Origin of the sequence: Chryseobacterium mucoviscidosis (assembly GCF_002177115.1) — a bacterium.
GTDB lineage: Bacteria > Bacteroidota > Bacteroidia > Flavobacteriales > Weeksellaceae > Chryseobacterium > Chryseobacterium mucoviscidosis.
In genome coordinates, this window is sequence record NZ_MVAG01000192.1 from 1 (window position 1) to 236 (window position 236).

Annotated in this window: 1 protein-coding gene; it reads right to left on the reverse strand. The window is 53.8% G+C overall.

Annotated elements, in window-relative coordinates; translation table 11 throughout:
* A partial coding sequence (locus B0E34_RS22885) for a hypothetical protein (protein ID WP_228423116.1) occupies window positions 1–236 on the reverse strand: 236 nt, incomplete at both ends.

Below are 236 nucleotides of genomic sequence, written 5' to 3' on the forward strand. Positions count from 1 at the left end.
TGGCTTCAATCGCCAGATCGGTTGGATTCCCCACCGCCAGTAGCTGGCTCTGTTTATAGCGTTTAATCCCTTTGATGGTTTTGACGCTATCGCGCGCTTTCTGCCACTCCGACAGCGGGATGCTGGCATAAACGCTGATACCGTGTTCTTCCAGCACCTGCGGGCTTTCGATACCGCGATTAAACAACGAGCGCAGCAGCACACCCACGATAGAGAGCATCAGGCCAAGGATAATC